This window comes from Burkholderia sp. AU16741, from assembly GCF_002223345.1.
Taxonomy (GTDB): domain Bacteria; phylum Pseudomonadota; class Gammaproteobacteria; order Burkholderiales; family Burkholderiaceae; genus Burkholderia; species Burkholderia sola.
In genome coordinates, this window is the sequence record NZ_NKEZ01000003.1 from 1,309,688 (window position 1) to 1,336,687 (window position 27,000).

18 protein-coding genes are annotated in these 27,000 nt (G+C 65.1%); 6 read left to right on the forward strand and 12 right to left on the reverse strand.

From position 1 onward, the window contains the following. Positions 1–101: 101 nt before the first annotated feature. Positions 102–845: an SDR family oxidoreductase gene (locus tag CFB89_RS08510; RefSeq protein ID WP_089467484.1), complete on the forward strand. Its 744-nt coding sequence runs from the start codon at positions 102–104 to the stop codon at positions 843–845. 76 nt (positions 846–921) lie between these two features. Beyond that, positions 922–1,959: a LysR family transcriptional regulator gene (locus CFB89_RS08515; RefSeq protein ID WP_089467485.1), complete on the forward strand. Its 1,038-nt coding sequence runs from the start codon at positions 922–924 to the stop codon at positions 1,957–1,959. A gap of 325 nt (positions 1,960–2,284) precedes the next feature. On the opposite strand, the gene CFB89_RS08520 is transcribed toward CFB89_RS08515, so the two are convergent. After that, complete coding sequence (locus tag CFB89_RS08520) at positions 2,285–3,409, reverse strand: excisionase family DNA-binding protein (RefSeq protein WP_089467486.1); 1,125 nt, start codon at positions 3,407–3,409, stop codon at positions 2,285–2,287. A 540-nt stretch (positions 3,410–3,949) separates the two neighbouring features. Between CFB89_RS08520 and CFB89_RS08525 the strand changes: the two genes are divergently transcribed. Both CFB89_RS08525 and CFB89_RS08530 read left to right on the forward strand, forming a co-directional pair. Next, the gene (locus tag CFB89_RS08525) at positions 3,950–5,647 is read left to right on the forward strand and encodes a methyl-accepting chemotaxis protein (RefSeq protein ID WP_089467487.1); all 1,698 of its coding nucleotides are present in this window, start codon (positions 3,950–3,952) and stop codon (positions 5,645–5,647) included. Positions 5,648–5,970: 323 nt separating this feature from the next. Then, complete coding sequence (locus CFB89_RS08530) at positions 5,971–8,106, forward strand: bifunctional diguanylate cyclase/phosphodiesterase (RefSeq protein ID WP_089467488.1); 2,136 nt, start codon at positions 5,971–5,973, stop codon at positions 8,104–8,106. 281 nt (positions 8,107–8,387) lie between these two features. Here CFB89_RS08530 and CFB89_RS08540 read toward each other — a convergent pair whose 3' ends face one another. The 5 genes from CFB89_RS08540 to CFB89_RS08560 form a co-directional block, all read right to left on the reverse strand. After that, on the reverse strand, positions 8,388–9,176 hold the full coding sequence (locus tag CFB89_RS08540) for an ATP-binding cassette domain-containing protein (RefSeq protein WP_179233414.1): 789 nt from the start codon (positions 9,174–9,176) through the stop codon (positions 8,388–8,390). Positions 9,177–9,241: 65 nt separating this feature from the next. Beyond that, positions 9,242–10,873: a cyclic peptide export ABC transporter gene (locus tag CFB89_RS08545; protein ID WP_089467491.1), complete on the reverse strand. Its 1,632-nt coding sequence runs from the start codon at positions 10,871–10,873 to the stop codon at positions 9,242–9,244. 94 nt (positions 10,874–10,967) lie between these two features. Continuing rightward, positions 10,968–12,956 carry a Fe(3+)-hydroxamate ABC transporter permease FhuB gene (fhuB, locus tag CFB89_RS08550; RefSeq protein WP_089467492.1) on the reverse strand — a complete coding sequence of 663 codons (1,989 nt, stop codon included), beginning with the start codon at positions 12,954–12,956 and terminating at the stop codon, positions 10,968–10,970. Continuing rightward, positions 12,953–13,735 carry an ABC transporter substrate-binding protein gene (locus tag CFB89_RS08555; protein ID WP_256979610.1) on the reverse strand — a complete coding sequence of 261 codons (783 nt, stop codon included), beginning with the start codon at positions 13,733–13,735 and terminating at the stop codon, positions 12,953–12,955. Before CFB89_RS08555 ends, fhuB begins: the two co-directional genes overlap by 4 nt. 182 nt (positions 13,736–13,917) lie before the next feature. Further along, positions 13,918–16,062 (reverse strand): TonB-dependent siderophore receptor, encoded by a 2,145-nt coding sequence (locus CFB89_RS08560; protein ID WP_256979611.1) that lies wholly within the window; start codon positions 16,060–16,062, stop codon positions 13,918–13,920. Between the two features lie 221 nt (positions 16,063–16,283). On the opposite strand from CFB89_RS08560, the gene CFB89_RS08565 reads away from it, so the two are divergent. Together CFB89_RS08565 and CFB89_RS08570 are read left to right on the forward strand one after the other, a co-directional pair. Beyond that, complete coding sequence (locus CFB89_RS08565) at positions 16,284–17,072, forward strand: helix-turn-helix domain-containing protein (RefSeq protein ID WP_089467494.1); 789 nt, start codon at positions 16,284–16,286, stop codon at positions 17,070–17,072. 284 nt (positions 17,073–17,356) lie between these two features. Then, entirely contained in the window at positions 17,357–18,268 is a 912-nt protein-coding gene (locus CFB89_RS08570) for a LysR family transcriptional regulator (RefSeq protein WP_089467495.1), read from the forward strand. Positions 18,269–18,433: 165 nt separating this feature from the next. Here CFB89_RS08570 and CFB89_RS08575 read toward each other — a convergent pair whose 3' ends face one another. The 6 genes from CFB89_RS08575 to ilvD all read right to left on the reverse strand — a co-directional run bounded on the left by CFB89_RS08575 (position 18,434) and on the right by ilvD (position 27,000). Beyond that, a complete protein-coding gene (locus CFB89_RS08575; RefSeq protein ID WP_089467496.1) occupies positions 18,434–19,591 on the reverse strand; it encodes a mandelate racemase/muconate lactonizing enzyme family protein in 1,158 nt (385 codons plus the stop codon). A 60-nt stretch (positions 19,592–19,651) separates the two neighbouring features. Then, the gene (locus tag CFB89_RS08580; protein WP_089467497.1) at positions 19,652–20,842 is read right to left on the reverse strand and encodes a benzoate/H(+) symporter BenE family transporter; all 1,191 of its coding nucleotides are present in this window, start codon (positions 20,840–20,842) and stop codon (positions 19,652–19,654) included. Positions 20,843–20,882: 40 nt separating this feature from the next. After that, a complete protein-coding gene (gene gshA / locus CFB89_RS08585) occupies positions 20,883–22,514 on the reverse strand; it encodes a glutamate--cysteine ligase (protein WP_179233415.1) in 1,632 nt (543 codons plus the stop codon). 66 nt (positions 22,515–22,580) lie between these two features. Next, entirely contained in the window at positions 22,581–23,897 is a 1,317-nt protein-coding gene (locus tag CFB89_RS08590; protein WP_021156686.1) for an LLM class flavin-dependent oxidoreductase, read from the reverse strand. 68 nt (positions 23,898–23,965) lie between these two features. Further along, on the reverse strand, positions 23,966–25,156 hold the full coding sequence (gene metC, locus CFB89_RS08595) for a cystathionine beta-lyase (protein WP_089467498.1): 1,191 nt from the start codon (positions 25,154–25,156) through the stop codon (positions 23,966–23,968). A 2-nt stretch (positions 25,157–25,158) separates the two neighbouring features. Continuing rightward, positions 25,159–27,000, reverse strand: coding sequence for a dihydroxy-acid dehydratase (gene ilvD / locus CFB89_RS08600; RefSeq protein WP_089467499.1), 1,842 nt, complete (start codon positions 26,998–27,000; stop codon positions 25,159–25,161).

Sequence of the window (27,000 nt, forward strand, 5' to 3'; positions counted from 1 at the left end):
GCGGCACGGCATGCGACGGTCACGATCGCCTTTCAACGGATCCGACGCCGCCGCATACCCCCTCGCAGTTCAATGCAATCCATTCGTCAGGAGATTTTGCGATGAAGATCGTTGTCATCGGTGGTTCGGGCCTGATCGGCTCGCATGTCGTCGCGCTGCTCGGCGAAGCCGGTCATCATGCGCTGGCTGCGTCGCCGCGCACCGGCGTCAATACCATCACGGGCGAAGGCCTGGCTGACGCATTGACGGGCGCGGACGTCGTCGTGGACGTGGCGAATGCGCCGTCATGGGAGCCGCAGGCGGTGCTGGACTTCTTCCGCACGTCGGCACGCAATCTCGGCAAGGCGGAAGTGGCGGCCGGCGTGCGCCACCATGTCGCGTTGTCGATCGTCGGTTGCGACCGCATGCCGGAGAACGGCTATTTCGCGGCGAAGGTCGCGCAGGAACAGGCGATCGAGGCGGCGGGCGTTCCGTACACCATCGTTCGCGCGACGCAATTCATGGAATTCATCGGCGGCATCGCGGATGCCGGCACGGTGGACGGCACGGTCCGCATCGGCGACGGCCTGTTTCAGCCGATCGCCGCGGAAGACGTGTCGTCGCTCGTCGCGCAGATCGCGCTCACCGGGCCGCGGAACGGCACGGTCGAAATCGCGGGCCCGGATCGCGCGCCGTTCGCGGAGATCGTCGCGCGGTATCTGAAATCGGTCGGCGATACACGTACGGTGGTGACCGATCGCGATGCCCGTTACTACGGCGGCCGCGTCGAGGAGAAATCGCTGGTGCCGCTCGGGAGTGCGCGACTCGGCCGCATCGGTCTCGACCCGTGGCTCGCAAGAAGCTGATTCGCGTGTGCAGTGGTTCGCCGGCGCACGCCGGCAACGGGCAATCGGAGTGGGCGACATGTCTGAGGAAGCGGAAATGAATCATTCGGAACCTTCGGGGCGGGGCGTTTGTCGCGACCTGACCGGTCGCGCCGATGCGCTGTCCGCGAGCTTCGGGGCGAGCTATGCAGGCATCCTTGCCTTCGTTGCAGTGGCGAGCGAGGGAAGCTTTACCAAGGCCGCCGAACGGCTCGGCGTCGGACGGCCAGCCGTGAGCCGGAATGTCCAGAAGCTCGAAACGCAACTAAGTACGCGGCTGTTCCAGCGGACCACGCGCATGACCGAGCTGACGAGCGAAGGCCAGCGATTTTTCGAGAACTGCCGCCAGGGCGTCGCGCAGATCGTCGAGGCCATGAACGACATGCTGGAACTGCGGCAGGGGCCGCCGCGCGGCCTGATCCGTATCAGCTCGGCGGTGGGGTTTGGCCGGAAAATCGTTGCGCCGTTGCTGGAAACGTTTGCACGGGCATACCCCGACATCGTCTTCGACCTGCTGCTCGACGACCGGCCGCTCGACCTGGTGTCGGAACGGATCGACGTGGCGTTTCGCAATGGCCGCATCGAGGACTCCAGCATCATCGCGCGGCAACTGATTCCGATGCAGATGGCGCTTTGCGCAGCACCATCGTACGTGGCGAGGCACGGGCTTCCGAAGAGTCTGGCGGATCTCGACCGGCACGAGTGCATCAACTTCCGATTCGCGAACGGCCGCATTTTCGAATGGGAATTCAACGTCGACGGCCGAGTACAAAAGTACTTGCCGACGTCCCGCCTCACGTTCAACGACGCGGATCTGGTGTTGCAGGCGGTTCTACGCGGAACGGGTATCGCGCAGATGGCGGGCTATCAGATTCGCGACCACCTTGCATCGAACGAGCTCGTAGTCGCGCTGGCGAAGTATTTGCCGGAAGATCGCGGCCACTATATCTGCTATCTCAGTCGGCAACATCTGCCGACACGCATTCGTATCTTCGTCGACTTCATGACCGAGCAGATACGCGCACTTGACCTGAACTGCATGACCCGTTTCAACCCGGATGTCACGGAGGAATCATCGCCGGCGTTGGCTGCCTGAAGGCATTACCTCGAGTCGATCCACTTCACGCATCGTCATCGTGGTCGTCCCAGTCCCGTTCTTCGCCGGCGCTCCCAAGGATGCAGGCGATCAAACTACAGGCCAAAACCGGACCCACTAGTTGCGGTACGGTATGGTTTCCATACGCTTTCTCGGGTTAGACAGCCTCGACGGCAAGTCTGGCTATGACATCAACAGCGATCTCTCGGTCATGAAGTGCATCAGCAGTTGCGTCCACGTGGTGCCGTGCGTGCAAGCTGAATGACTGCTCGCGACTTGGCCAGATCACATCGGCGCGATCGTGGAACTCGGGAAGCGGCGGCGATCAGCGCCCCGATATGGCGGTATGGCTGGCCAGTTGCCCTGTGGCCCAGCGGAGCTTACGTTCCATGATGCGCAGATTAATGCGGTCAGACGCCAGATGCCCAAGCGTGTTCAGTGCGTCGCGCTGCGATTTCGGAAGTCTGCGCGGCATGCGGTCGATCACGCATAGCGAGCCCAGTGGATACCCCTGACTGTCACGAATGTTGACCCCGGCATAAAAACGGATGTGCGGCGAGCCCGTCACGAGGGGGTTATCGGCAAAGCGCACGTCGATGGTCGCGTCCTCAACGACAAACACGTCATCCTGTAGGATCGTGAAGTTACAGAACGCCCATGAGCGCGGCGTTTCCGTCGTTTCAAGCCCCCAACGTGACTTGAACCATTGCCTGTCGGGCGTGAGAAGAGTCAGTAGCGCAATGGGGGCCTCAAGAATGGCCGCGGCGAGACGCGTAATTTCATCAAAGGCTTCTTCGGTCGGGGTATCTACCAGGCCAGAAGCAGTCACTGCCCTCAGCCTTTGCACTTCGTTGCCAGCCGGTCTGCCCTTCAGCGGACCGGCTGCAAGCTCATTTAGTGCTCCGTCGTCGGCAAGCAACCGGCGGACCGTGGTCTGAATGACGCTCGCGGACCTGCCGACGTCTAGCAGGTGTAAACGCCGTCCGACGCCTTGGAATGCGGGGTTCTCTGTGCCTTTGGGATGGCCAACCATGACAACGTGAGTGTGGCCGAGCGCAGGATGTTCCAGAATGTGCTCCACAAGGGTCAAGCAGTCGGCGCTGTCGTCGTCAACGACGATCACTGAGGGCAGAAGATGACCGGCACATAGCGAGGTCTGAACGGCGTCCGAGCTCGCGTGCACCGCGCACTCGGGCAGAACGCCGAGCATTTCCACAAGACGCTGGGTCTTATGCTGTGGCGCATGCACGAGCAACAGCGCGGGCACATCGATCTTTTCCTCAGCAAGCCTAGCCTTGAGGTCCGTGACAGCGCTGCGCCGGATGCGTCGGTGTCCGCCGGGTGTCTTCCAGGAGTCGAGCGCGTTCTCTTCGATCCATGTCTGGGCCGTACGCACCGACACGCCGAGGATCTCCGCTGCTTCCCGGGTGGTAATGATGGGGTCTTCCATGAGGTTCCTGTCTACATTGCTCGCAGAATACCTGATGCAAGGGTATACCGCACCCGGGAAATCAAATATGGCAAATTCGGCAATTTAACCTACGATGTCGCGTGCGCATCGATCCTTGATTCGCTTCCCCCGCCCCTGTGGGAAGGGAGCGGGGACCGGCCTATGTGATTTTTTTGCCAAGGAAGTTGAAATTCAAGGCCGCGAAGGATCGCTTCGGTCGGCGCAACGCCCTCGGGGATTCCGTAAGCAGTAAACACTTAAAACGGAAAAATCGGCAAAATATCCTAAAGCCTTTCAAATAGCTGCCGTTATAGTCGATATAACTTGGCGCTGTACGCGTGCATCAAGACCCGCAAAAACAAAGGGGGAAACTGACGAGCCCCACGGGGCCAAACGAACGACCAAACATACTCCAACATTCATGGCGCGCCAGCCCGTTTTCGACAGGACAGGAACGGGGCGCCTATGAGCTGAAGTTGCGGAACGGAGGCAGTTGCAGAGCAACACCACTAAAAACGGATATTGAACTGGGGAAAGCTAATGAGGTATTTAGGAAACCTACGGATCGGTACTCGCCTGCGGGTCGGGTTCGGCATCACGTTGCTGCTTCTAATGATGACGGGGGGCCTGGCGATGCTGCAGGCGTCGAGAATCTATGCGGGTACTCAGGACATCGCTGACAACTGGCTCTCCAGTGTTCAGAAACTAGGCGAAATCAGGGCGCTTGCTAACGGCGTCCGGCGAGCGAGCTTGCGCTCCGTCATGGAGAGCGAGGCGACAGCGAAGCGAAACCAGCGCGCACAGCACGACGCTGCGTTGTCATCCCTCAAAGCTGCTATGGCAAGCTACGAGAAGCTCCTTTCATCGCCCGAGGAGCGACAGGCTTTCGGCGATCTGAACAGGGCGTGGGCTGCATACGAAATATCCGACACGAAACTTCTTGATCTCTCGGAATCGGGCGATGTCGGCTTTTCCGCCGCCAGATCGCTCGCGACAGGCGAATCTGCAGCGCTGTTCGCGCAAGCAGTGCAGTTGGTCGAGCAGGACGTGAAGCTCAATCGCGCTGGAGCAGATGCTGCCACGAGCGAAGCGGCGAATAACTATCACGCGACGATCGTGCTGACCGGTGTGCTTTGCGGCGCAGCGCTGCTGCTGTCCGTCGCTGTCGCATGGTTGATTACCCGTTCCATAGTCACTCCGCTGGGACGAGCGGTTGGCATTGCCGAGACTGTGGCGCGCGGCGACCTGACATCCGACATTGAAGTATCCGGTAGCGATGAAACGAGCCAGCTTCTGCTCGCGCTACGCAATATGAACGCACGGTTGCTGGATGTGGTGAGCCGCGTCCGCTCGAGTAGCGAGAGCATCGCTACAGGCTCCGCGCAGATCGCCGCAGGTAACACTGACCTTAGCCAACGGACTGAGGAGCAGGCAGCATCTCTTGAGGAGACCGCGGCCAGCATGGAGCAGTTGACAGCGACGGTCAAACAGAACACGGACAACGCGAGGCAGGGAAACACACTCGCCAGCAACGCATCGGAGATCGCTGCCAGAGGAGGGCGGGTGGTCGCGGAAGTCGTTGACACCATGCACGACATTTCCAAAAGCTCGGCAAAGGTCGCCGAGATCATTGCGGTCATCGAAGGCATCGCTTTCCAGACGAACATACTCGCGCTGAATGCGGCCGTTGAAGCCGCACGTGCGGGCGAGGAGGGCCGGGGCTTTGCGGTAGTGGCGAGCGAGGTGCGGGGACTTGCGCAGCGAAGTGCTTCGGCTGCCAAGGAAATCAAGGAGCTAATCGTCCAGTCGGTGGCCAAGGTTGAAGCGGGTACATCGCTTGTGGACAACGCGGGCGCCACCATGAAGGACGTAGTCGAATCCGTAAAGCGGGTCACTGACCTCATGGGGGAAATTGCGTCTGCATCGATTGAGCAGCATACCGGTATCGAGCAGGTCAATCAGGCTGTCATGCAAATGGACGAAGTTACGCAACAGAATGCAGCACTCGTGGAAGAGGCTTCGGCAGCGGCCCAGTCGATGGCATCGCAGTCAAGCACCCTTCGCGACCTCGTCTCGATTTTCCGCCTGCCTGATTCGACCCGTGGCACTACCAGTGTGCCCGGGCAACTGCCCGAGCTTGCGCGGCGGCCAATGCCTAAGGCGAGGAGCATTGCTCAACGTAGGCCCGAAGCCGCACTGCCTTCCAACGAAAGCAGTGCTGGTTGGCGGTCGTTCTAAGTGGTGGCCTGTGCACTTTGACACGGCAGCTCGCTGGATCGGCGGCCAAGTCTTCGCAGGCAGCGAGATCCGACTCCCGACCGGCGTGATGCCCAAGCGACCAGTCTCCTGATTCTGCCAACCAATCCTGCGGTCGGCGTTCGTTTCGATCTCGCTCTGTATTGATTGAACTCGCAAATTGTCGGCGCGCCGTGGACGTACCGTATATGGAAGCGGCAACTTTCAGAGTCGTGCATGAGAACCGCAGCAGAAATGCCTGTACAGACTGGTGAGATCACCCTGTAAACAGACTGCTGTTCACGTACAAAAATTACGGAGGCCGGATGCAGACGAGCTTTTTTGACAGACTCAACGCGTCAACGAGATTACGATTCAGAGTATTCGGCGCTGTGATCGCGACTTTGTTCTGCTGCTCATTCGCTGCCGTCTGCATACAGCTCAGCAGTACTCGGAATGAAGCCTATTGGTTAAATAGCGTATGGATTGCAAACACGAAATTATTGGGTGAGATGGGCGACCGAGTCACTGAACTTCGACTGGCGCAAGCTCAAATTCTATTGGCTAGGAAGGCAGAAGATCTGCAGACGGCAATAAGCCGCGCAGCGGAGCACCGACGTGCACTTACCGAGTCAAAGGCCGTGCTGGCCGCGAGTAACGCGGCATACTCGCCGGGCGACCTCAGCCATGCACTCGAAAGGACGAACGCGTATATTGTCTCTGAGAGTGACTGGGAAAATAGCAGCTCACCAGAAGCCGCGTTTGAAGGTGAAACCAAAAATCTGTACGAAGCGGCTGACGGGGCAATCGACACACTCATTGACGCCAACGCGGCGGCTGCATATATAGACACATTTCGAATCGTCCGCACGTCACGGGCATTATTTTTCTTGGTTATCGGAGTCGGCATCCTGGCATGCGCCGTGCAGTTTTGGACGACGCGTCGGCTTGAATTGCTCATATTTCATCCCTTGGAAAGAATCACCGACGCACTTAGCCGCCTTTCTTCAGGTCAAGAGGACACTCAGTTTCCGGTGACCGATCGTAGAGATGAAATTGGCGGCCTCATTTGCGCGTTCCAACGCTTCCGACTCAACACGGAAGTGCTCCGTGAAACCTACGTTGCGACAAAGCTCGCCGAGGAAACCGCCACACGCCTTGCACATCACGATCCTCTGACCGGGCTGTTCAACCGAAGGCATCTCCGCTCGCGCATTGACCACCTCAAAGACGACACGTCCGACCGGAAGCACTTTTTGTACGTAATTGATCTTGTTCGGTTCAAGCCAATCAATGACCTCTATGGTCATGCTGCGGGTGATACTGTTCTGTGTACTATCGCGAACCGGCTGCGCGCGCTTGTAGGTACAACCGACATCGTCGCCCGTCACGGCGGCGACGAGTTCGCCCTCCTTGTCAGTTTCGACGAGCACGCAGCGCAGCAAAGCGCGGAGGCACTCGCAATCCGTGTAATCGAGGCACTGCGGGCACCGTTTGATATTGAGCGAATTCATCTCGAGATGGGTGGAAGTATCGGCGTGGCAATGTACGCCCGTGACGGATCTGATGCAGACTCGCTCGTACGATCTGCGGATGCCGCCATGTATCGTGCCAAAGGAAAGTCGATCTGCGAATACCAGTTTTTCGAGGAAAGCATGCGAGAGGAACTTCGGAAAGAAGCTGAACTCGAGATTGACATACGGACGGCGGTTACGGCTCACGCAATCTGTCCGTATTATCAGCCGCTCGTCGACCTCTCCACAAGAGAGATTCATGGCTTTGAAGTGCTTGCGCGTTGGACTCATCCTACGCGCGGGCCCGTCACCCCGGAGGTGTTTGTCCCAGTCATTGAACGGCTCGGATTGGCGGCCTCGTTTACGCTCGCGATATTAAGGCAGGCTTGCCGGGATGCCCGGCAGTGGCCAGGCACTCCATCGCTGGCGGTGAATGTGTCTCCTCAACAGCTCGCCGACGCACATTTTCCAGCCCAAATCCTTTCGATTCTTAATGAGGAAGATTTTCCGCCAGAACGTTTGGAAATTGAAATGACTGAGTCAGCCTTGGTAGGAGATATTGAGGCGACAAAATCAACAATCGAGAATTTACAGCGATGGGGGATACGGGTGTCTCTGGATGATTTTGGTACGGGATACGCAAGTCTGCATCATCTTCGCGAATTGCATTTCGATAAGGTCAAGATCGACAAATCTTTCATTCAATCGATGCTTGTTGATAGGGAAAGCGAAAAGATCGTCGACGCGATGCTCAGCCTTGTCAGCGGGCTCGGGTTGTCAACCTTAGCTGAAGGGATTGAGACCATCGAGCTTGAGGATGCACTTAGAGAGCGAGGTTGTACTTATGGGCAAGGCTATCTGTTCGGGAAAGCAGTTACAAGCAACGAGGCTTTCGAACTATTGCGGGCGCGTATGTCCAGCAGAGACGACGAGCCCGTTCTTTCGTGACGACGATCGTTCTCCCGCGTGCTCATGGTGATCAGTCCAGGTTGGCCCACGATGCGCTCCGGCAGTTCAAATCGCCGCCAGCATGCGCCGAAACCCTCGAACTACGACATTTCAACTTTGCCCAGATACGACATTACAACTTTGCTCTTACAACAAAAATGTCGATAATGTTGATTATGTCAAATTAAATCCTGACTGATTTTTGGTAGATGGCCCGCGACAACGCCATCTGCTTTTTCAAGACAAGCCAAAGTGGTATCGGTTTGCTACGCAAACGCCACCTAATACGGGAACCCGATGCGCCCGTCGCCCATCGGATGCGCGACCGTCCCCATCCGGACGTCGTAGACGTCGGTCAGCACGGCGTCGCACATGAACTCGGCCGGCGTGCCGTCGACCACGACGCGCCCCTGCCGCAACGCGACGAGTCGGTCGCAGTAGCGCGCGGCGAGATTCACGTCGTGCAGCACCACCACCACGCACAGGCCGCGCTCGAGCGCCAGCGCGCGCACGAGCGCCAGCACCTCGATCTGATGCCGTATGTCGAGCGCGGAAATCGGCTCGTCGAGCAGCAGGCACTCGCTGCGCTGCGCGACGAGCATCGCGAGCCACGCGCGCTGCCGTTCGCCGCCCGACAGACTGTCCGCGGCCCGGTCCGCGAAGGCCGCGGTGTCCGTCGCACGCAGCGCCTCGTCGACCATCGCGCGATCATCGTCGCCGAACCGGCCCAGCGCGCCATGCCACGGATAGCGCCCCAGCGCGACGAGTTCGCGCACGGTCAGGCCGTCGGTACTGGGCAGATGCTGCGGAAGATACGCGATCGCACGTGCGAGCGCCCGGTTCGCCCATGCGTCGAGCGGCCGGCCCTGCAGCCGAATCGTGCCGCCATGCGGTCGCTGCTGCCGCGCGAGCAGCTTCAAGAGCGTCGACTTGCCCGAGCCGTTGTGACCGAGCAGGCCGACCACGCTGCCGCGCGCAAACGCAAGATCGACCGGATGCAGCAGCACACGCCCGGCCGCTTCGAACGACACGCGTTCGAGCGCGAAGAACGGCGCCTGCAATTCGGCCATCCGCGCTGCCGCGGCCACGGACGACTCCGGCGCGCAAGCCTGCGCCGATACGGAAGCAATCGGATTCATGTCGGAGATACCGTCGAATGCGACGTCACGGCACCGAACTGCGCGACGATCCGCCCGTAGTCGAGCTTCACGCTGCGATCGCCCAGCGAGAAATAGCGGTCGTCGTGCGAAATAACCAGCACCGTCTTGCCGCGCGCCTTGAGTTCCGGCAACAGCTGCCGGTAGAACACGTCCCTGAACAGCGGGTCCTGGTCGGCCGCCCATTCGTCGAACACGTAGAACGGCCGGTCCTCCAGGTATGCGACCAGCAGCGCGAGCCGCTTGCGTTGCCCCTGCGACAGGTCGAGCGTCGAGAACGCGGCGCCGTCGACCGCGACCTTGTGCGACAACTGCAGCGCGTCCAGCAACGCGTGCGCCCGCTGGCGCGACGCCGCGTCGATTCCGAACAGCCGCTCGAACAGGAAGAAATCGCTGAACACCGCCGAGAACAGGTGGCGGTAGCGCTCGCGCGATGCCGCGTCGACCGGTTCGCCGTCGAGCAGGATCCGCCCTCCTTCCGGTGCGTAAAGGCCCGTGATCAATTTCGCGAGCGTCGTCTTGCCGCTGCCGTTGCCGCCGATCAGGAACACCGTTTCGCCCGGTACGAACGACAGGTCGATCGGCCCCAGCGTGAACGCTTCGCCGTCGCGCACGTAGCGATGCGTGACGCCGTCGAGCGTGATCCGCGCGAACGCGTGCCCGGGCCGTTCGCCGTCGGCCGGCTCGCGCGGCAGTTCCGCGTCGAGCTGCTCGATACGCTCGAACGCGACGCGCGCGAGGCTGAGCGACGGAATCGCGGCGAGCAGCCCCTCGATCGGCATGATCATGTACAGGAACACCATCGCGTAGCCCGACGCGACGCGTGCATCGATCTCGAACCAGCGCGCGAGCACGAACAGCGTGAGGCCGATGAACGCGAACAACACCAGGTTGCCCCAGCTCGCCGCGGCCGCGTACAGCATGTAGCCGCGCGTGCGCTGCACGCGCACGGCTTCGACGCCCGGCTCCAGCATTTCACCGACGAACGCGTCACGCCGCGCCCGATGAAGCTTCAGTTCCTTCGCCCCATCGAACAGCGCGCGGAAGTGGCGCACGAGATCGTCCTCGCGCCTGCGCGAATCGCGCAGGTCGGCCATCGCGCGCCCCTGGACCGCGCGGAAGCCGAGCATCGCAATCCCGATCGTGACGGCGGCGAACAGCAGGATCTGCCATGACAGATAGCCGAGATACGCGAGACAGCCGGCAATGACCGCGCCCTGCATCGCAATCGTCGGCAAATTCACGAAAAACACGACGATCGTGTCGAGATCCTGCGTGAGCACCGACAGCGATTTCGCGCTGCCGAGCCGTTCGAGATCGGGGTACGACGCGTCGCCGATGCGGCGGATCGTGCGCATGCGCAGCATCGCCTTCGCACGCTGCCCGAGCGACATGAACAGCATCTGCGACACGGCGCGCGCGGCGAGCACCGCGACGACGACAGCCGCGAAACGCCAGCCGAGCGCGGTGAGGCGTTCGGGCGGTGCGCCGAGCGCCTGGTTGATCAGCGCGATCAGCGTCGCATTGCCGATCCCGCTCGCGAGGCTCGTCAACAACGCGAACGGCAGGGTCCAGCGAAAACTGCCGGTCAGGAAACGAAACAGCGACATGGAGTGTCCTTGCGCATGCGACGCGGCCGCGCCGCTCGCGCGACGGGCGGCGCGCCGCCATCGGTTGTAGTGGGGATTGAACGTGCCGCCGGCATCATCGTCGCAGCAGCCAGAACAAATACGGACCGCCGATCAGCGTCGCGAGAATGCCCGCCGGCAGTTGTTGCGGAAACAGCAGGTTGCGGCCGAGCCAGTCGGCGGCCACCATCAGCAGCCCGCCGATGAGCGCCGCGATGAGCAGTTGCGAACGCGCGCGCGCGAAGCCGAGCAGCCGCGCGAAGTGAGGCGCCATCAGGCCGACGAACGACATCGGTCCGATCACGATCGTCGCGCCCGCCGTCAGGAGCGCGGCCACCACGAACAGTGCCGCCCGTGCGTGGCTCGCACGCACGCCGAGCGCGGTCGCGACGTCGGCACCGAGCGGCAGGATGTCGAGCCAGCGCAGCGCCAGCCACGCGAGCGCGCCCCCCGCGACCGTGCAGATCCACACCGCAACCGCAGTCTGCGGCAGGACCACATAAGTCGAGCCCAACAGCAGCGCGCGTAGCAGTTCGGCCTGCACGCCGCCGCGCGCGGTCGCGAGCACGATCGCGGCCTGAGAGAACGCGCTGATCGCGATGCCGGCGAGCAGCATCCGGTCCGGCGCGAAGCCGGTGCGACGCCCGAACGCGATGATCGCCGCCAGGCACGCGAGCGCGCCCGCCGACGCACCGCCGAGCAACGCGGGCGCGGACGGCACGCCCACGCCGAGCGCGACCGCCAGCAGCCCGAGCATCGCGCCGCCGCTCACGCCGAGCAGATCCGGGCTCGCCATCGGGTTGCCGATCAGGCGCTGCAGCACCGTGCCGGCCAGCCCAACCATCACGCCCGCGCCGAGCGATGCAGCGACGCGCGGCACGCGCCAGAACGCGACAGCCGGCCATTGCGCGGCATGCGTCCATTGCCAGCCGTCGATCGTCACCGCGAAATGCAGCGACACCCATACGGCCAGCACGAGCGCAACGCCGCCCGGCAACACGAACCGGACGACGGAACGGCGCCGCGTGTCGTACGTATCGATCGCAGACCGCACGCCGCCGGTACGGACGCCCCGCAGCATCGCCAGCAGCAGCGGACCGGCGAGCAGCGCCAGCGCCGCGCCGGTCGGCAACCGGCCGCCCAGTACGCCGGGCAGGCACTGCACGAGCTGATCCGCGAGCGTCAGCAGCAGCGCGCCGATGCACGGCGCCCACGCGAGCTGGTCGCGCAGCCGGCGCGCCCCCGCGAGCCGCGCGAGCGCGGGGCCGCCAAGCCCGATGAAACCGATCACGCCAACCGCGCTCGTCGCGAGCGCGCTCAGGCACACGGCGATCGCGAGCGCGACCAACCGCACCGCCGTGACCGACAACCCGAGCTGGCGCGCGCCGCGATCGTCCAACGCGAACAGCGCCAGCGGCCGCGCGAGCAGCCACGCCGCGACCATGCAGCCGGCCACGCGCGGCACGAGCCAGGCCGCGACCTCCCAGCCGTTCTGCACGAGCGAGCCCGCGCCCCAGATGAACACCGCAACCAGCGAACGCTCGTTCACGATCGCCAGCAGCACGGCGAGCGCGCCGCCGTACAGGCTCACGACCATGCCGGCGAGCGTCACCGGCACGGGCGCGAAACCCTTGCGCCAGGTCAGCGCGAGCGTCGCCGCGATCGCGATCGCCGCACCGCCGAGCGCAACCGCGAAGCGCTCGCCCGCCACCAGCGCCGGTGCGACGATCGACGTGGCCGACAGCGCGAGCGACGCGCCCGACGATACGCCAAGCGTCAACGGCTCCGCGAGCGGATTGCGCAGCACCTGCTGAAACACGACCCCGGCCAGTGCGAGCGCGGCGCCCGTCGTCATCGACACGACGACGCGCGGCAGCCACGCATAGCGCGCGACGAGTTGCGCCATCGACACGTCCGCGCCGCCCGTCAGCATGCCCGGCCATTGCGCGACGGGAAGCTGCGCGGCCAGCGTGTGAAAGACGGCCCACACCGTTGCCAGCGCCAGCAGCGCCGGCAGCATCCACGCGCGCGAGCCGGCATCGGCCGTCATCGTCCGCGCCCTCATCGCGCGCCCTCCTGCAATGCGAGTGCCAGGCCATGCGCGAAGCGCATCGACGCAACGACGCCCCCGAGCGATGGCAGCGCGCCGAGCGTGCGCACGCGGCCTGCCTTCACGAACGGGAGCGCATTCCACAGTGGGCCACGCGCCAGCTGCGCACCGACACCGGGCGGCATGTCGAGCACCAGCGCCTGCGCGTCGGGCTGCCGCGCGAGCGCGGCGAGTTCGGTTTGCGTCGCACCTTGCGGATCGGCATCGCCACGCCATGCATTCGCGATCCCGACGCGCGACAGCACCCCGCCGTACAGACTGTTTTCACCGAGCACCGACATGTGCCGATCGTCGATCGGATACAGCAGGTACACCGGCCGCTTCGTCGCACGAAAACCAGCCAGCTGCCGCGTGACGTTGCCAAGCTGCGCATCGGCCCGCGCCAGCAGCACGTCGGCTGTCGCCGGGCGGTCGAAGACCTGCGCGAGCTGCCGAGTCGCATCGCGAACGGCCGCATACACATCGAGGCCTTGCCCGAACAGACCGACGGTCAAGGTCGGCGCAATCCGTTCGAGCATCGCGCGCAGCGGCGCGTGGAACGGCGTGATCACGATCAGATCCGGCTTCAGCGCATCGAGCACCTCGAAGTTCGGCTGGAACAGCAGCCCCGTATCGGTCACGTCGCGCGGTAACGGCGGAACGCCGTCGACACGCATGTACCACGGCGGACGCGACACGCCCACCGGCACGACGCCCAGCGACAGCACGATCTCGGTCAGCGGCCAGTCCAGCACGACGATTCTCGGTGCGTTCGGTGCGAAAGCCGGCTTCATGGGCAACGATGGCGGCGCCGCAACGACCGCACGCGCCGCGGCGCTCATGCCGCCGAGCGCCGCCGCACACCACGCAAGCGCGCGGCGGCGTGTCGCGTCTACCTGTTGCGCATCGAAACCGCCGATGTTCTTCCGCACCGGGCTCACCATTGATAGCGCGCCGTGCCGAGCACCGTCCGCGTCGCGCCCCAATAGCACACCGACGCCGACGAGCAGTACGAGATGTATTCGCGGTCGAACAGGTTGTTCACGTTCAGCGCGAGTCGCCAGTTCTTCAGGTCGTAGTGCACGCCCAGATCGACCAGCACACGCGCCGGCACGTCGAACGTATTCGTGCTGTCGCCCGCCGAACGGCTCGTGTAACGCACGCCCGACCCGATCCCGAAGTGACGCAGCGGCCCCGACAGGAACGTGTAGTCGGCCCAGGCGGCCGCCGTGTGGCGCGGCGCGACCGTCGGCCGCTTGCCGAGGTTCGCCGTCGTGCTCTCGGTCACCGACTGGTTCAGGTACGAATACGACGCGATCAGCTTCAGGTTCGGCGTGACGTTCGCATGCGCCTCCGCCTCGATGCCGCGCGAGCGCACCTGCCCGGTCTGGATCGCGAACTGCGGATGGGCCGGATCGGTCACTTGCACGTTGTCCTGCGTGAGCGTAAACGCCGCGACCGAGAAGAACCCGTCGAAACCCTTCGGCTGGTAACGCATGCCGGCCTCGAGCTGCTTGCCCTTGGTCGGCGAGTACGGCTGGCCGCCAAATGCCGCGCCGAGCAGCGGCTGGAACGAACGGGCGAAACTGACGTAAGGTGCGATCCCGTTGTCGAAGCGGTATGCGAGGCCCGCGCGCCACGTGAACGCGTGATCGTTCGAGTGATAGAGCGTGCCCGCGCCGGTCGCGATCGACGTGGTCTGCTGGTTGCCGCCGGTCCAGTCCTGACGCACGCCGAGCGTGAGCACCCAGTTCCGGTAGCGCGCCTCGTCCTGCGCGTAGATTCCGAACGTGCTGAGTGCATAGTCGAGCCGCGTGTTGACGGGCTGGGTCGCCAGCGCCGCATAGTTCGGCTGGAACAGGTTGACCGTGCCGACCACGGCGTTGCCTTCGTTGTCACCGAGCATCGAGCGCTGATAGTCGATGCCGAACAGCACCGTATGCTCGATCGGCCCGGTCGAGACGCGCGCCTGCGCATGCGTGTCGACCTCGAACTGCGTGTAGTGCTCGTTGTCGACGTTGCCCCACATCGAGACCGTCTTGCCATCGGCCGCGAATGGACTCGTGACCGACGTCTGGTAGTAGTGCTGGTCGATGTGCAGGTAGCGCAGCGTCTGCGACACGCTGATGCGGTCGTCGAACGCATGCTCGAACTGATAACCGAACCAGTACTGCGTGCGCTGCATGCCGTCCCGGTCGGGATCGCCGAAATAGCGGTCCGGGCCGAGCCGGCCGTTCGGGTTCGCGAACAGCGTGCCGCTCGCGGGCACCGGATTGAACAGGCCGCCGTTCGGATCGCGCTGGAAACCGCCCTGCAGCGTGAAAGTCGTGTCGCGATCCGGGCGCAGCGTGACCGACGGCGCGATCGCGATCCGCTGGTCCTTGATCTGGCTGACCTGCGTGTCGGCCGTCCGGCCGAGGCCCACCACGCGGTACGACACCGTGCCCGCCTTGTCCACCGGGCCGCTGAAGTCGAAGCCGAGCTGGTAGTTGTCGTGGTTGCCGACCTGCAGCATGACTTCGTGATACGGCTCCGCCGTCGGCAGCTTGCTCACGTAATTGACGAGGCCGCCCGGGCTGCCCTGACCGTACAGGACCGACGCCGGTCCGTGCAGGACTTCCATCCGTTCGACGAAGTACGGATCGATGCGCGGCGTCGCGAAACGCGGCGACTGGTACAGATGCAGGCCGTCGAAATAGGAATCGAGCGGGAAGCCGCGCCCCGCCAACTGGTCGAAGCGGATATCGGTGCCGTCCTGCGAATAGACGCCCGGCGTATAACGCAGCGCCTGGTCGACCGTCTGCACGCCGAGATCGTCCATCTGGCCGCGCGTGACGATCGACACGCTCTGCGGCTGCGTGAGTCGGTCCGAATCCGTCTTCGTGGCAGTCGTCGAACGCGTCGCGACATAGCCCACGCCCGGCCCCGTCGGGTCTTGCATCGACCGCGCCCGCACTTCCAGCGCCGGCAGCGTGCCGCCCGATGCGGGCGCGGGCGCGGTTGCGTCGTCCGCGGCGTTCGCCCGCAGCACCGTGCCGCCCAGCAGCGTCGCCGCGATGCCCAGCTTCAATGGCCTTCCCATTTCCCCGAACCTCATTCCAGTCGCCCCTGCGTATGGCTTTCGCCGATTCTCGACATTGCTAATGCGACTCATTACCATTTTTAGTCGCACTATCGTTTTCGTTTATTTGACACCCAGCAAGAATAACGACTACCTTATTTCGCAGGTAGACAAAAAATATTCAATTTCAGCCAAATTCTGTCCGACGCTGAACATCTCGAATCACTCGACCCGGACCCTGGATGAAGGAATTCCTGCTCAATCGCTATCCGCACGAACGGCGGCGCCTGCCGCGCCCGGTCATCGTGCGGGCGATCGCGTACCAGAACGGCCAGCACGAGCCATGGCACCAGCACGAATTCGGTCACGTGATCGTCGCGCTGAAGGGTGTCGTGCGCGTGCTGACGCCGAACCGCACCTGGACGCTGCCGCCGTCGCGCGGCGTATGGTTACCGCCGAACATCGACCACGAACTGCACGCGGTCGGGAGCCTGACTCTGTGCACGATCAGCGTCGAGTCGGACGCCACGCCGTGGCGCTGGTCGACCGCCCGGGTGATCGCGATCGACTCGCTGATTCGCGAACTTGTCGCGAACATGCTGCCCGACGGCTACGACTACCCGCCCGACGGCCGCACCGCGCTGTCGGTACCGCTGCTGCTGAAGCTGCTGGAGGAAGCGCCGCCGCTCGGCGAAGGCGGCTTGCCGCTGCCACGCGACCGGCGGCTGCTGGCGATCTGCGAGCACATGATGACGGACCCGGCGAACGACTACACGCTCGACCGCTGGGCCGACGAGATCGGCACGAGCAGCCGCACGCTCGCGCGGCATTTCCGCGACGAAACGGGAATGAGCTTCGGCCACTGGCGGCAGCACATGCGCGCGAACGAGGCGATGACGCGGCTCGCGCAGGGCGCGAGCGTCGCGTCCGTCGCGCTCGATCTCGGGTACAGCACGCCGAGCGCCTTTATCGTGATGTTCCGGCGGCTGTTCGGGCAGGCGCCCCAGCAATACCTGTCGACCGGAAGCTGACCAATTCCACCAGACGCGCCACTCTCGAACTGAGGGCGGTCGGAAAAATGGAAGCCAACGTTTCGTAAAACCGAGAGACGGAGGCATGGATGAATCGAATTCCAAGCGTGGTCTATACGAAGGAACTTCGCTCTGGAACGGACTCGGTAATCCTCCCGTTTTCCACGGGTTCAGAGGTAGAAATCGTCTCGACAGCATCGATGTCCAGTGCTGCCTCGTTACACCACGACCCGCTTGTCCAATATATTATTCATCACCGTTCAGCCGCACTTCAGATTGAACAAATGCCAAACTTCCCCCCCGATTTACGTCAATGGTATTACTTCGTGGCCGTTGCAGAAGAGCGGCATTTCGGTCGCGCGGCCGCGCGACTATCAATGACCCAGCCTCCGCTGTCACAGGCTATTCGCGCCCTGGAGGGGGAACTCGGCGTAGAGTTATTTGCGCGCACGAAGCGCAGTGTTGCGCTAACCGCGGTCGGCGAAGCACTGCTTCCGGAAGTGCTCAAACTCCTCGCGGCTGCAGAGGCGCTTCCCCCTCTGGCGCAAAGCCTCGCGCTCGGCGAGACCGGGAGGTTGTCACTCGCGTTCGTATCGATTGCCGATTACGGGCTTCTCCCTTCATTGCTACGCGAGTTCGGAACGCGCTATCCGCTGGTGCGGTTGCAACTTACCGAATCGACGACTGACGTGCAAATCGACGAGTTGGCCGCGGGCCACATCGACGCAGGCCTGATTATCGCCCCGGTGCCACCACGTTACGTGGCCGAGATATCGTACTTGCCGCTTCTGAGCGAGCCGCTCGTGCTTGCGATGCCAACTGCCGTGTCGAACGCTCCGGAGGATGTGCCCATCCACCTGAAGGAAGTCGCAACGCTTCCACTCGTGATTTTTCCGCGTCGTCTCGCGCCGGAGTTTTACGATGGCATCATGGGGTGCTACAGCGCTGCAGGCGTTGTCCCGCGAATCGGCCAGGAAGCAATCCAGATGCAGACGATCATCAGCCTCGTTTCCGCAGGCATTGGCGTTGCGCTGGTGCCGCAATCATTGCGTAACCTGCGACGTACAGGCGTCATCTATCGGCCGCTCGCACACAACCCGTTCATCGTTGAAACCGGCCTCGCGTGGCGGACGGGTGATATCAGCCGTGTGCTCGCAAGCTTCATCAACATCGTGCGGACACTGCCCCCCACATGATTCAAACGAGAACCGCGTAAATCCCGGCATGCCGGGACGGATTCTCCTGCCTTCTACCGTACGACGATCAACACACGGATCGCAGCCACGCCGCGCCGTGGACGAAACGGTCGATCGCTAGTAGTTCATCGCACGCCCGATCGACGCGAACGGGCGCGACACCGGTCAGGCTTTACCGTGCCCCTGCGATCCCGGGCCCGACGAGAATTCGCGGACCCCATCGCGATTGATGCCGAAACCGAGGCCCGGCGTGTCGGGCAGTGCCAACGTCCCGTTCTGCGCGGTCGGCAGGCCGGTAAACAGGTTTCGGCAGATATCGACCGCGACGACGTGCCACTCGACCGAGCCGCCGTTCGCGAGTCCGCCGTGCAGATGCATGTTGTGGAACGGGAACGTGCCGCCGTTGTCGATCGGCACACCGAACGCCTGTGCGAGCGCGGCCGCACGCGCCGCGACGGAGAACCCGCCGCACACGCACACGTTTGGCTGGAGAATGTCGACGGCGTCATTCACGAGGAAATCCCTGAACCGGAACAACTGCCCCTCGCTTTGCCCGGTGGCGACCGGAATGCCGCCGCGCTTTCTCAGGTCGGCGAGCTTCGCGGGGTCGTTCCCGGCGATCGGCTCCTCGAAGAAACCGATGTCGCAATCGGCCACGCGCTCGGCAAGCCGCAGCGCGTGATAGTGGTCGAGCCCGCAATTCGCGTCGATGTAAATCTCGGCGGCGTCGCCCACCGCATCGCGCACCGCGCGCACGCGCGCAACGTCGTCCGCGACGACCTGGTCGAGCGACCGCCCTTCGTCGCGGCGCGCAAGCGCGTGATAGCCGACGATCATCTTGATGCGGTGATGTCCGCCGATGAGCGCACGCGCGGCATGTATCAGCTCCGGGCGCTCGAGCGACGCGAAGCCGAACGTCGTATACAGCGGCACGACCGGACGCGCGCCGCCGAGCATTTTCCATACCGGCAGCTCCGCGATCTTGCCGATCGCATCCCAGACCGCGATGTCGATCGCGGAAATCGCGTGCCCCGCATAGCCGGTCTGCCCGCGCGGGCATAGCAGCCAGTACAGCTTGTCGAGAATCCGCTCGCGCTCGACGACGTTCATCCCGACCAGGTTGGGTGCGGCGACGTGATCGATCGCCGCGGCCACGACCGCTTCGTCGGTGATCGCCGTGAAGCCGTGGCCGACCACGCCCTGCGACGTCTCGATTTCGACGACGACGCCCGACAGTTTGCCGGACAAGCGCACGCCGGCGATCTCCGCGTCGCCACGCGCGAACACCGGCGTCGCGGTCACTTTCACGATGTTGTGCTGCATGTCTTCTCCGTTTTTTTTAAGGGAATGGCAGAACTGCGGGGGCCGCGTCGTCGCGCGGCATCACCGGCCCTTCTCGCGACGCAGCACGCACGTCAGCCCGATGCCGGTCAGCAGGCCCCAGAACGCGCCGCCGATGCCGAGAAACGCATGGCTCGCCATCGTCACGAGGAAGGTCAGGATCGCGGCCTCGCGCGCGTCCTTCTCGGTGAATGCATTGAGCAGCGCGCCGCCGAGGGCGTTCATCAGCGCGAGGCCGGCAACCGCTTCGATGATGATCGGCGGCGCGACCGCGATGAACAGCGTCGCGGCGCTCGCCGCGAACCCGTACACGATGTACGCGGCGCCGCAGACGATTCCGGCCCAGTAGCGCCGCGATTCGTCGGGGCCGGCCTCCTCGCCGGCGCACAGTGCGGCGGTGACCGCGGCCAGCCCGATCGGCGGCCCGCCGAAAGGCGCGGCGAGCAGACTGCACAGCCCCGTGGCCGTGAACAGCCGCGACGCCTCGGGCCGGTAGCCGTTGACGTTGAGCACCGCGACGCCCGGGATGTTCTGCGACGCCATCGTCACGATGAAGAGCGGCACCGCGACGCTCACCATCGTCGATGCCGAGAACGCGGGCCCGACGAGCGCAAGGTGCGGCAACATCCCGGTCGCGCCGACGCCACCCGTCTTCGCGATGAACGCGATCACGATCAGCGTCGCGACCGCAGCGCAAGGCACGGCGAGAATCTTGCGAACCCGCATGATCACGACCCAGACGAGCAGGATCGGCGCGACGTACAGCGGATACTGCTCGAGTGCGTGTATCGGGGCGACACAGAGGTTCAGGATGATCCCCGCGAGCATCGCGTTGGCGATCGGCAGCGGAATCCTCGAGATCGCGCGGCCGAGCGGCTTCCACAGCCCGGCCAGCGTGAGCAGCACGCCGGTCAGCACGAGCGCGCCGACCGCGGCCGGATAGCCGCCCTTCACGGCGCCCAGGCCGAGCAGCAGCGCCGCGCCGGGCGTCGACCACGCAGCGCTGACGGGCATCCGGGTCCGGTAGCTGAGCACGATGCCGGCCAGCCCCATTACGATCGAGACGGCCATCAGGCCGGACGCGGCCTGCGCGCGCGTTGCACCGACGTTCGTCAGCGCATTCACGATCAGCGTGAACGTCGATGCAAAGCCGACGAACGACGCCAACGCGCCCGCGCCGGCCGCCCGCGCCGAGAACCCGCGATCGGCCTTCATTTCCGCGATACTGCTCATCTGTCCTCCGTGAGATGGATTCGATACGGTGGCGACCGTATCAGTGCGCACCATGTGTCGGCTCGCCGCACTCCTGGTTCAGCGTGCCCGCGTGATACGCGGCGAGAAACGCGTCGAAGTTGCCGATCTGCGTGCGCTCCAGGTCGGCCTGCCGGCTCAGCGATTCGGCCGCGGTCGCGTCGAAACGCGCCTGGACGTCGGCCGGCAGCGGACGCGCGCGGAACGCCCCGGTATGCGCGAGCGTCTGCCGCATCCCGAACGCGAAGCACGCGCCGCCCGGCTCGTCGCGCAGCGCGTGCAGTGCATCGAGTACGCGCGCCGACGGCGTCGCCTGCGGATCGTCGAGCTTCGCGTATTGCGCGTCGAGCGCGGCGGTCGTGCGCGTGTCGCCGCGCTGCAGATCCAGCACGCCGGCCGCCTCGTTGATTCGCGCAAGCAATTCGTGCGCCCACATGCGCAGCGCGACGCGCTCACCGCCACGCTGCAACTCGAGCCCCGGGCGCCGCCCCTCCCGCGCGACCGCCGCGAAGTTGCGCCGGCACGCGTCCTGCTCGGCACCCGCGAGGCACGGGCTGTCGTCGAGCGCGCAGAACAGCAGGAACGCATCGACAACGCGCAGCGTCGTCTCGGCGACGCCGTGCGGCGCGAACGGATCGATGTCGAGACAGCGCACCTCGACGTATTCGACGCCGCGGCTGCGCAGGGCATCGATCGGCCGCTCGCCGCTGCGCACCGTGCGCTTCGGGCGGATCGACGAGTAGAACTCGTTCTCCATCTGCAGCAAGTGCGTGCTGAGCTGCAGCCATTCTCCGTCGCGCTTCGCGCCGATCGCCTGGTACTCGGGGCACGGCTGCGCGACGGCTCGCGCGAGGCCGTCCAGGTACGCGGGCAGGTTGTCGAGGCACGGCGCGAACGCGCCCTGCACCCGGTTCTGGTAGCCGAGGTCGCTCATCCGCAAGCTCGTTGCGTACGGCAGGTACAGCGTCTGCGCATCGAACGCGTCGAGCCCGTGCCGGTCGCCGGCGACGAAACCCGCGCACAGCGCCGGCGACGCGCCGAACAGATACAGCAGCAGCCAGCCGTAGCGATGGAAATTGCGGATCAGGGCGAGATAGCCTGCCGAGCGCATGTCGCGCGCATCGCGGCCGGCAGGCTCGCATCCGTCGTGCACGTCGCGCAGCAGCGGCCACACGGCATCGGCGAGCGAATAGTTGTAGTGGATCCCGGCGATGCACTGCATCGCCTTGCCGTAGCGGAACGCCAGCCCGCGCCGGTACACGTGCTTCAGGATGCCGATGTTCGACGTGCCGTACCACGCGATCGGAATGCGGCGGTCGTCGTCGAGCGGGCACGGCATCGACTGACTCCACAGCAGCTCGTCGCCGATCGCGCCGCATGCGAAGCGGTGCAGCTCGTCGAGCCGCTCGATCACGTCGGCCGCATCGTGCTGCGGCGGCGTGACGAACTCGAGCAGCGGCTCCGCGTAGTCGGTCGTGATCGACGGGTGCGTGAGCGCCGCGCCGAGCGCGTGCGGGTGTTGCGTCAGCGCGAGCCGGCCGGCGGCATCGACGCGCAGCGTCTCGCGCTCGACGCCGCATAGCCCGTCACCCAGCAGCGGCAGGTGTGCGGCGTCGCTCAGCACGCCGAGCCGGCGGCGGTACGGCGTCGTCATCCATGTGGATCGGGGTGAATCGTGGGTCATTGCGGTCTCCCGGAACGAAATCTGGCGACGCGCCGCTCAGTCGAGCGGGCTCTTCGGCCGCGGCAGGCCGATGTGTTCGCGCAGCGTCGTGCCTTCGTAGCGGGTGCGAAACAGCCCGCGCCGCTGCAGCTCCGGCACCACCATCGTCACGAAGTCGTCGTAGCCGTCGGGCACCGTATAGAACACGACGATGAAGCCGTCGCACGCCTCCGTCATCAGCCACTCCTCCATTTGGTCGGCGATCTCGGATGCGGTGCCGACCATCTCGCCGGTGCCGGATTCGGCCGCCCGCTTCGCCAGCTCGCGCACCGTCAATCCCTCGCGGCGCGCGAGCGCCGCCCATTCGCGCTGGTTGCCCTGCCCCTGTTCCGTGTGCGGCAGCTCGGGCAACGGCTTGTCGGGATCGAACTTCGAGCAGTCGACGCCGAGCCGGATCGACAGGTTCGGGATGTTGCTGTCCACGTGGACGAGATCGTCCATGTAGCGCTTCTTCGCCAGCGCCTCCGCGCGCGTGCGGCCGACATACACCTGGTTGGCGGGCAGGATCTTCACGTGATCGGGGTTGCGCCCGGCCGCGACCGCGCGCGACTTCACGTCGCGGTAGAACGCCCGGCCCGTCTCGATGCTGCGCGCGTTGCCGAACACCAGATCGGCCGAACGCGCGGCCATGTCGCGCGCTTCCTCCGACGCACCGGCAAGCGCGATCACCGGCCAGCCCTGCACGGGCCGCGCGATGTTCAGCGGCCCCTTGACCGAGAAGAACTTGCCCTTGTGGTTGAGCGGCCGGATCTTGTCGAGATCGGAGAACACCCCCGCCTCCTTGTCCATCACGAGCGCGTGATCGGACCAGCCGTCCCACAGCCCCGTCACGACGTCGAAGAATTCCTCGGCGCGCTCGTAGCGTTCGGCATGGCGCAGCGCGGTCTCGAGACCGAAGTTGAGCGCAGCCTCCGGGTTCACCGTCGTGACGATATTCCAGCCCGCGCGGCCGCCGCTCAGGTGGTCGAGCGACGCGAAGCGGCGCGCAAGCAGGTACGGATCCTCGTAGCTCGTCGTGCCGGTCGCGATCAGGCCGATGCGGTCGGTGCATGCGGCGATCGCCGACAGCATCACGAGCGGGTCGTACGACGTGATCGTGCCGCTGCGCTTGAGCGCATTCGGCGGCATCGGCATCACCGCGAGGTGGTCGGCCGTGAAGACCGCGTCGAAGCACGCGTGCTCGAGCTTCTGCGCGAGCGACCGGATCACCGGCCAGTTGAAGTTCGCGAGCGTCGGCGCGCTCGGGTGCCGCCACCACGCTGTGTGCAGGCAGATGGGGCGCATGAATCCACCCAGGCAGAGTTGCTTCGTCATACGGGGCTCCTCGTCATTGGAATGCGGTGCGAAACGTGCGGGCCGCGCGCGTGCTGCTCGTGTCGGCGTCAGCGCGCGGCGTTGAAGCGGGCAAAGCCGGCCTCGAGGTCGCCGATCAGGTCGTCGGCGTTTTCGAGCCCGATGTGAAAGCGCACGCACGGGCCGCCCGGGTCCCAGTGCGACGCGGTGCGGTACGCACTGCAGTCGAACGGCATCGCGAGGCTTTCATAGCCGCCCCATGAATAGCCGAGCCCGAAATACGCGAGCCCCTCGAGCAGCGCGGCGACGGCCTGCGCGGGCGCCGGGCGCAGCACGACGGAGAACAGCCCCGTCGCGCCGCCGAAGTCGCGCACCCACAGCGCATGACCGGGATCGTCCTCGAGCGCCGGATAGCACACGCGCCGCACTTCCGGACGCGCGGCGAGCCAGCGCGCGACGCGCAGCGCGTTCGCCTGGTGCTGGCGAAGCCGCACGCCGAGTGTCCGGATGCCGCGCAGCGTGAGAAACGCGTCGTCCGAGCCGACGCACTGCCCCGTGTCGCGCTGATACTGTTCGAGCGCCGGCAGCGCGCGCGCGGACGCCGACACCATGCCGATCATCACGTCCGCATGACCGGCGAGGTACTTGGTGCCGGCCTGGATCACGAGATCGGCGCCGTGCGCGAACGCGTCGAAGAACAGCGGCGTCGCCCACGTGTTGTCGAACAGCACCGCGAGCCCGCGGTCGCGCGCGAGCGCGGCGAACGCCGGCACGTCGCACAGCTCCATGCTCTGCGACGCGGGCGCTTCGAGATACAGCGCACGTGTGTTCGGCCGGATCAGCGCGGCGAGCGCGTCAACTGACGCGAACGGATCGAAGTAGGTCGTCTCGATGCCCGCGCGCCGCAGCACGCCGTCGCACAGCTGGCGCGCGGGCTTGTACACCGCATCCGTCATCAGCAGATGGTCGCCGGCCGACAGGCACGACGACAGCGCGGTCGTGATTGCGGCAAGCCCCGACGGGCACAGCACGACACCCGCGCCGTGATCGAGCGCGCGCACCGCTTCCTGCAGCGCGGCCGTGGTCGGCGTGCCGCGCCGGCCGTACACGTATGGCTGCGTGTAGCCGAGCAGGTCGGCCACGCTCGGCGCGAGCACCGTCGAGCCGCGATACACCGGCGGGTTGACGAAGCCGTGATGCGCGGCCGGCGCGCGGCCGCCCGTGACGAGCACGGTGTCGACCTGCGCATCGGCCGCCGGATGGTTCGGGGCGGGCCGCACGGTCAGCCCTTCACGATCCGCACGGCGCCGCGCGCCGCGCTCGTCGTCATCGCTGCGTATGCGCGCAGCGCGCCCGACACGCGGCGCTGCCGCTTCTCGGGCTGCCACGCACGCGCGCCGCGCTCCTCCATCGCCGCGCGGCGGCGCCGCAGTTCGTCGTCGGACACGAGGACGTTGATCGAGCGGTTCGGGATGTCGATCTCGATCGCGTCGCCGTTCTCGAGCAGCCCGATCTCGCCGCCCTCCGCCGCCTCGGGCGATACGTGCCCGATCGACAGCCCCGAGGAGCCGCCGGAGAAGCGACCGTCGGTGATCAGCGCGCACTGCTTCGCGAGCCCCTTCGATTTCAGGTAGCTGGTCGGATAGAGCATCTCCTGCATGCCCGGGCCGCCCCGCGGCCCCTCGTAGCGGACGATCACGATGTCGCCCGGACCGACCTCACCGCCGAGGATGCCTTCGACCGCCTCCTCCTGCCCTTCGAACACGCGCGCGGTGCCGGTGAACTTCAGCATCCCGCCGTCGACGCCCGCGGTCTTCACGATGCAGCCGTCGCGCGCGATGTTGCCGAACAGCACCGCGAGCCCGCCGTCGCGCGAGAACGCGTGCTCGGCATCGCGGATGCAGCCGTTCGCGCGGTCGAGATCGAGTTCGTCGTAGCGGTTGTCCTGGCTGAACGCGACATGCGTGCGCACGCCGCCGGGCGCCGCGCGATAGAAGCGCGACACCGAATCGACGCGGTTGCGCATCACGTCCCAGCGCGCGAGCACGTGCGCGACGCTCGGCGCATGGACGGTCGGCAGCGTCGTGTTCAGCAGCCCCGCGCGATCGAGTTCACCCATGATTCCGATCACGCCGCCGGCCCGGTGCACGTCCTCCATGTGGACGTCCTGCACCGACGGCGCGACCTTGCACAGCACCGGCACGCGGCGCGACAGCCGGTCGATGTCGGCCATCGTGAAATGCACCTCGCCTTCGTGCGCGGCGGCGAGCAGGTGCAATACCGTATTGGTCGAGCCGCCCATCGCGATGTCGAGCGTCATCGCATTCTCGAACGCATCGCGCGTCGCGATCGAGCGCGGCAGCACGCTCGCGTCGTCCTGCTCGTAGTAGCGGCGCGCGAGATCGACTATCGTGCGCCCGGCCTCGATGAACAGGCGCTTGCGCTCGGCATGCGTCGCAAGCACCGAGCCGTTGCCGGGCAACGCGAGCCCGAGCGCCTCGGCGAGACAGTTCATCGAGTTCGCGGTAAACATCCCGGAACACGAGCCGCAGGTCGGGCACGCGACGTTCTCGACCGCACGCACCTCGTCGTCCGTCACCTGGGAGTCGGCCGCCACCACCATTGCGTCGATCAGGTCGAACGCGCGGCGCTTGCCGCGGAACGTCAGCTTGCCGGATTCCATCGGGCCGCCCGACACGAAGATCACCGGGATGTTCAGGCGCATCGCGGCCATCAGCATCCCCGGCGTGATCTTGTCGCAGTTCGAGATGCAGACCATCGCATCCGCGCAGTGCGCGTTCACCATGTACTCGACGCTGTCGGCGATCAGCTCGCGCGACGGCAGGCTGTACAGCATGCCGTCGTGGCCCATCGCGATGCCGTCGTCGATCGCGATCGTGTTGAACTCCTTCGCGACCGCGCCGGCGGCTTCGATCTCGCGCGCGACCAGCTGGCCGAGATCCTTCAGGTGCACGTGACCGGGCACGAACTGCGTGAACGAATTGACGACCGCGATGATCGGTTTGTCGAAATCGGCGTCGGTCATCCCGGTGGCGCGCCACAGGCTGCGCGCGCCTGCCATGTTGCGGCCGTGCGTGGAAGTGCGTGAACGATAGGTGGGCAT